This window comes from Nocardia sp. NPDC059154, assembly GCF_042755705.1.
GTDB lineage: Bacteria > Actinomycetota > Actinomycetes > Mycobacteriales > Mycobacteriaceae > Nocardia.
On record NZ_JBHZCS010000109.1, the window covers coordinates 1 to 5,955 of the forward strand.

Annotated in this window: 6 protein-coding genes and 1 pseudogene; 2 read left to right on the forward strand and 5 right to left on the reverse strand. The window is 67.3% G+C overall.

Going from position 1 to position 5,955, the window contains the following annotated elements; all coding sequences use genetic code 11:
* The 3 genes and pseudogenes from ACFXN1_RS47810 to ACFXN1_RS47820 all read right to left on the reverse strand — a co-directional run.
* A pseudogene (locus ACFXN1_RS47810) lies at positions 1-222 on the reverse strand (hypothetical protein); the annotation flags it as partial.
* Between the two features lie 62 nt (positions 223-284).
* Positions 285-1,010, reverse strand: coding sequence for a helix-turn-helix domain-containing protein (locus ACFXN1_RS47815; protein WP_379446452.1), 726 nt, complete (start codon positions 1,008-1,010; stop codon positions 285-287).
* Between the two features lie 117 nt (positions 1,011-1,127).
* Entirely contained in the window at positions 1,128-1,643 is a 516-nt protein-coding gene (locus ACFXN1_RS47820) for a pyridoxamine 5'-phosphate oxidase family protein (protein WP_379446447.1), read from the reverse strand.
* Between the two features lie 72 nt (positions 1,644-1,715).
* Here ACFXN1_RS47820 and ACFXN1_RS47825 point away from each other — a divergent pair, with 72 nt between their 5' ends.
* Entirely contained in the window at positions 1,716-2,462 is a 747-nt protein-coding gene (locus tag ACFXN1_RS47825; protein ID WP_379446448.1) for a S1 family peptidase, read from the forward strand.
* A gap of 4 nt (positions 2,463-2,466) precedes the next feature.
* On the opposite strand, the gene ACFXN1_RS47830 is transcribed toward ACFXN1_RS47825, so the two are convergent.
* Both ACFXN1_RS47830 and ACFXN1_RS47835 read right to left on the reverse strand, forming a co-directional pair.
* Positions 2,467-3,954 carry an FAD-binding oxidoreductase gene (locus tag ACFXN1_RS47830; protein WP_379446449.1) on the reverse strand — a complete coding sequence of 496 codons (1,488 nt, stop codon included), beginning with the start codon at positions 3,952-3,954 and terminating at the stop codon, positions 2,467-2,469.
* A gap of 91 nt (positions 3,955-4,045) precedes the next feature.
* Complete coding sequence (locus tag ACFXN1_RS47835; RefSeq protein ID WP_379446450.1) at positions 4,046-4,642, reverse strand: TetR family transcriptional regulator; 597 nt, start codon at positions 4,640-4,642, stop codon at positions 4,046-4,048.
* A gap of 75 nt (positions 4,643-4,717) precedes the next feature.
* On the opposite strand from ACFXN1_RS47835, the gene ACFXN1_RS47840 reads away from it, so the two are divergent.
* Positions 4,718-5,860 (forward strand): acyl-CoA dehydrogenase family protein, encoded by a 1,143-nt coding sequence (locus tag ACFXN1_RS47840; protein WP_379446451.1) that lies wholly within the window; start codon positions 4,718-4,720, stop codon positions 5,858-5,860.
* Positions 5,861-5,955: the final 95 nt, after the last annotated feature.

Below are 5,955 nucleotides of genomic sequence, written 5' to 3' on the forward strand. Positions count from 1 at the left end.
ACTGCCTTCGGGCAGCGAACGGTTGCAGGCTTCGATGATCAGGCGTGAATCCAGCGCCGACAGTTGACGTTTGCAGGTTTCCAGGCGCTGCATCAACTCCACAACATCGCCATCGGAGAACGGGTTCAGGTTTCCGTTGAGGATGGAATTCGAGAGGGTTTCGACGGCGGCTGCCAGGTCGGCGATGCCGCACGTGTCGAGTGTTTCCCCCTTCGAATCCATGCATCAATTCTACCTCTGCCACATGCCAATAAAGCATGAATTACCATGTGATATAAGGAAATTCAGACCGAGGACATTTCCACTAACCCAAGCAATTGCCCGGGCGACATGTCCGAAAACTCTCGAATATCCCGAGTAAAATGCGCTTGATCCGCGTATCCCACTAATGCGGCAACCTCCGCAAGCCCCATCCCATCCCGCGCCAGCGCCAACGCCCGCTGCATCCTCAATACCCGGCCCAGAGTCTTCGGCCCATACCCGAAGGCCGCCAAGGAGAGTCGATGCAGCCGCCGCGGACCCGTCCCCAATTCTTCGGCCGTCGCCGACACCGACATCCCCGAGCCCAACGAGGTCACGATGAATCGCACCATCGGATCCGCGACATCGGTCTTGCTCGCACGCCAGCGTGCGATGGTCTCGAGACCGACCGCCGGATTCGGCGCCTTGGCGATCAGCTCGGAGGCGCGGCGGAGGTCTGCCGGCAACCAGAGGTCGGCGAGATCAGCTCTGGCGTCGCGTAGTTCGTGCGCGGGCACCCCGAGCAGAGCCGGAGCCGTGCCAGGGAAGAAGCGGATCCCCGTGATCCGGTCGGCGAATCCCACCGGCGGACGGTAGGCGCGAGTGTCCGGGCCCGCTACCGAGAGTCGCCCGTCGATCCACAGCAGATCCATGCTGCCGTCCGGCAGCACGGGCAGATCCGTGTCCACGACGCCCTCGCGAGTCCACACCACCGCGCCGCCGACCCCCGACGGTCGCTCCCGATAGCCCCACGGCGGGTGGATTTCCATCACCACACCCACTCCTCACCGCATCCCGACCCCGAAAAGCGCTGAAATACACCCTTGTTCAGCACTTCGTGCACACTTGCATCGTTTGCTTGTTTGCACTCGATGCAATATTGCACGTTATGTCGTCGCGGGTTCCGCTGCATCGGAGACCTCGACCACGTGCTCGGACTGCCCCGGCTTCCAGGCCGTCACCTCCATACGCCCGTCCACGATCTCGACCGACGACGCCCCCGTGATGTCGACGGCGTAGAACGGCTCGAACTTGCGGCCGCGCAGGTCGAACCCGCTCTCGGCGAACAGGTCCTCGGCCCAGCGCCGCTGCAGCTCGGGATCCTGGACATCGTGCACCGTGCCGAAGATCTTCACGTCCCCATCGCTGACCTGCGTGTCCACCGTCGCCGTGTGCAGGCAGAAGCGCTGGTCGCGGGCCAGATCCGCGAACTTCTTCGTCCCCGGCATACCGACCAGCCATAGCTCGCCCTCGAAGATGCGCGGTTCGAGCGGGCTGATGCGTGGGAAGCCGTCCTTGCGGAGGGTGGCGAGCATGCACAGGTTGCCGGTGGCGGCATGACGACGGGTGAAGATGGTCGAGATACGGGGTGCGGCCACGGCGAACTCGGTCCAGGAGGTCATGTTCGCGACCGTACTCCGGGGGACCGACACCTCCGCTCGTCGAAACTCCCTGATCTCTGTTTGAATGGCCAGATGTCGATCTCCCGCCGGATCGCCGTGCTCGCCGCGGCGCTCATCGGCTGCGTCATCCCCGCCACGCTCCCGGCGAACGCCGTGGTCGGCGGCACCGAAGCCCAGGCCGGCGACTATCCCTGGCTCGCCGCAGTCGGCACCCCGCTGTTCTTCCCCCGCGCCTCCGGCCAGTTCTGCGGCGGCGCACTCATCGCGCCCGACCAGGTGCTCACCTCCGCCCACTGTGTGGCGATCGCGCAGCTGCTGCCGCAGGCGCTGACGGTCACCTTCGATCGCAGCGACCTGACTTCGCACGACGGAATCACCCTGAGCGTCACCAATGTTCACCTGCACCCCGATTTCCGCACCGACACGGTCGACGGCGTCAACGTCTACTATCACGACCTCGCCATCCTGACCCTCGCGACCCCACAGCACCGACCCACCGTGCCGATCGCCGCGCCGCAGGGCGGCAGCGCGACCGTGCTCGGCTGGGGCGGGACCTCCGAAAACGACCTGTCCAACACCGTGCTCAGGCGCGCCACCGTCCCACTGGTCTCCGACGCCGACTGCGCCGCCGACTACCCCGGCGTCTTCGATGCCACCGAGATGGTGTGCGCCGGCTCGACCGAGGCCGACACCGCCGAATTCGACAGCGGCGGACCGCTGCTCATCGACGGCAAGCTGGTCGGCATCACCTCGTGGGCGCGCGGGACAGCCCTGGCCGGCTCTCCGACCGTCTACGCTCGACTTCCCGCACCGTTCTGAGCCGTCAGACCTTCGACGCCGACTGGTCGAAGGTGAAGACGCCATTGGGGTCGTAGTGCTCGGCGATGCCGTGCAGACGAGACGCGTTGTCGCCGTAGTAAGCGCTGCCCCAATTCGATAGGTCGGGGTCGATGTAGTTGACGAATGCCGTGTTCCCGGTCAGGTCGCCGAGCCGATCCCGTACCTCGTTCACGGCGTTCCGCGCATCCGATGTGGTGGCGCCGACATAGATCTGGGCGGTCGCGAGTGCGCCGCGATACGGAAAAGCCGTGTCCTTCGCGCCGATTCGCGAGGGAGCCCCGCAGAGGCTGTCCAGCAGAATATCCATCCCTTCCCGTCCGGTGAGCAGTGCGGTCAACCGACTCGGGTCGGAAAGCGGTGTGGTCAGTACTCGCGAGGAGGCCGTGAACGACTCACGACCCAATACTCCCCCGCCATTCCAATTCGGCCGGCACTGCTCCACCGAATAATTCGCACACCCGCCGAAATACATCATTGCCGATAGGTAGTCCTTGGTCAGCGAATACCTGTTGGACGGTTGGGTCTTGGTGGCTGCCACCAGTTTGTCGAGGAGACCGTTCATCTCGCTCTCGGATCCGACATAGCAGCCATTGATCCGGCACGTCGGCGGGCTCCCGGCGGAAATACCGAGGGTGGACCAGAATTCGTCCGGAGCCGACGCGGAGAAGGTCTGCCAGGCGCCCAGCACGTCGGTCAGCGATCCGGCCGGAAAGCGGACCTGGAAGACCGCCAGCCGCGGTGCCGCCACGGTCCGGAAGGTGAACGAGGTCACGATGCCGAAGTTGCCGCCACCGCCACCGCGCAGCGCCCAGAACAGATCCGGTTCCGAGGTCGCCGAGGCGGTCCGCAGCGTGCCGTCCGCGGTGACCACCTGCGCCGAAACCAGGTTGTCGCATGTCAATCCGTACTTCCCGGCCAGCACGCCGACCCCGCCGCCGAGCGTCAGCCCGGCGATCCCGACCGTCGGGCAGGACCCGGCCGGGAGGCAGCGGCCCGCCTGGGCCAGCGCGGAGTACACGTCCATCAGCCGCGTGCCCGCACCGATGACCGCGGTGCCGTCCGCTTTCACCTCGACCCCGCTCATCCCGCCCAGATCCACGACCAGGCCGTTGTCGGGTGTCGAGTAGCCGCCGTAGCTGTGCCCGCCGCTGCGCGCCGCCACCGGGATCTTCGCGCTCGCGGCGGCATCGACGCAGGCCTGCACATCGGAAGCCGTGGCGCACTGCGCGATTGCCACAGGCTGCCGGGTGTCGAACGCGGGGTTGTAGGCCAGTTTCGCCGTCGCATAACCGGAATCGGACGGCAGATTCAGTGTCCCGCTCAAGCGCTGCCGTAGCCCAACCCAATCCACTTGTCCGGCAGGCGGTTGCGCGGCAGGCACCTCCGGCTCGCAGCCGGTTGCCGACCCGAGTGCGGCCAGGCTCACGCCGAGTCCGGCCGCCCGCAACAGATTTCGCCGATTGATCGCCACGACGGCGTCCCTCCCCCGAGGGTGTGCCCGGCCCGCCGGGCACACACGAACCATCCAACGGTCGGTTATCGCGACCGTGAACGTTCGTGTTTCACCCGAGCATGCCCTCGGCGAGCCGCGCCCAGTCGGCGAGAACCTGCTTGCGCCGCAGGCGATCCCGTCCCACCATCTCGTCGAGGGTCGCGCCGCGCACCAGGTTGATAGTGAGCCAGAACGCGGCCTCGAGGCGTTCGCGCGGCACGTCGATGAAACGCCCGCAGGCGTCGAGCAGTTCGATCGTCAGGTCGTGCTGCACGCGCAGCATGTTCCGGCGCAGGTCCTTGTCGTTGGCGATGCCGACGTACAGCTCCACCGCCGCCTTGCCCAGCTTCCCCGCGAACGGCGCGGTCACCAGCTCGACCAGCACCTCCCCCGCCGACACCGCCCGCGACAGCGTCCGCTCCCGCCGCTGCAGCGCCTCCCCCTGCCGCTGCGTCAGATGCTCGATGGTCTGGGCGAACAATTCCTGCCGGGTGTGGAAATGATGCAGCTGCGCGCCCCGCGTCACCCCGGCCCGCGCGGTGATGTCGGCGATGGACGCGCTCGCGTACCCGACCTCGGCCAGGCTCTCGATGGCCGCGTCCAGCAGCAGCGCTCGGGTGCGGAGGCTCTTCTCCTGATGCTTGTTCGGGGGCAGACCGGATACCACCTGGTCAGTCTAGCCGCCTTACGAAATTGCGTGCTCCCTTGCACGCAATTGGGTGTCGGTCGTAATGTGACCGGTATGCCCGTCGATCGCCTGCTGCCCACGCCCGAAGCCCGCGACCTCATCGAGCTCACCCGCGATATCGCGGACAAGGTGCTCGAGCCCCAGGTCGTGGAGTACGAGAAGCAGGAGCGCTACCCCGCCGAGGCGTTCCGCGCGCTCGGTGCGGCGGGGCTACTGAGCCTGCCGTATCCGGAGGAGTTCGGCGGGGCCGGGCAGCCGTACGAGGTGTATCTGCAGGTGCTCGAGGAGCTCGGCGCACGCTGGGCCGCGGTCGCGGTGGCGGTGAGCGTGCACAGCCTGTCGTGCCATCCGCTGTTCGCCTACGGCACCGAGGAGCAGAAGCAGCGCTGGCTGCCGGAGATGCTGTCCGGCAACCTGATCGGCGCCTACAGCCTGTCCGAGTCACACGCCGGATCCGACGCTGCCGCCCTGCGCTGCCGGGCCGTCGAGGCCGAGGGCGGCTACCGGATCACCGGCACCAAGGCGTGGATCACCAACGGCGGCAAGGCCGATTACTACACCCTGTTCGCCCGCACCGGCGAGGGCTCACGCGGCATCTCGTGCTTCCTGGTCCCCGCTGGCACCGAGGGCCTGTCGTTCGGCAAGCCCGAGGAGAAGATGGGCCTGCGCGCGGTCCCGACCACCACCGCCGCCTACGACGACGTCTTCCTCCCGGCCGAGCGCCTCATCGGCGAACCGGGACAGGGCCTTCCGATCGCCTTCAGCGCCCTGGACTCCGGCCGCCTCGGCATCGCCGCCGTCGCCACCGGCATCGCCCAGCGCGCCCTCGACGACGCCGTCGCCTACGCCAAGGAGCGAGAAGCCTTCGGCCGCCCCATCATCGACCACCAGGGCCTCGGCTTCGTCCTGGCCGACATGGCCGCCGCCGTCGACTCCGCCCGCGCCACCTACCTCGACGCCGCCCGCCGCCGCGATGCCGGCCTCCCCTACTCCCGCCAGGCCAGCGTCGCCAAGCTCACCGCCACCGACGCCGCCATGAAGGTCACCACCGACGCCGTCCAGGTCTTCGGCGGCTACGGCTACACCCAGGACTTCCCCGTCGAGCGCTACATGCGCGAGGCCAAGATCACCCAGATCTTCGAGGGCACCAACCAGATCCAGCGCCTGGTCATCGCGCGGTCGCTGGCCAACGGCTGATCATCGCGAGAACGACAGTGTTCGGCCGTCCCACGGGGCGCAAGGGGGGGGGGGGAGGGAGCAGGAAAAGGGAAAAAGCTACAAAAGGGGTTCAC

Coding starts and splice junctions, on each gene's coding strand:
- ACFXN1_RS47815 (WP_379446452.1), bottom strand. CDS start 1,010: ATGGAAATCCACCCGCCGTGGGGCTATCGGGAGCGACCGTCGGGGGTC.
- ACFXN1_RS47820 (WP_379446447.1), bottom strand. CDS start 1,643: ATGACCTCCTGGACCGAGTTCGCCGTGGCCGCACCCCGTATCTCGACC.
- ACFXN1_RS47825 (WP_379446448.1), top strand. CDS start 1,716: ATGTCGATCTCCCGCCGGATCGCCGTGCTCGCCGCGGCGCTCATCGGC.
- ACFXN1_RS47840 (WP_379446451.1), top strand. CDS start 4,718: ATGCCCGTCGATCGCCTGCTGCCCACGCCCGAAGCCCGCGACCTCATC.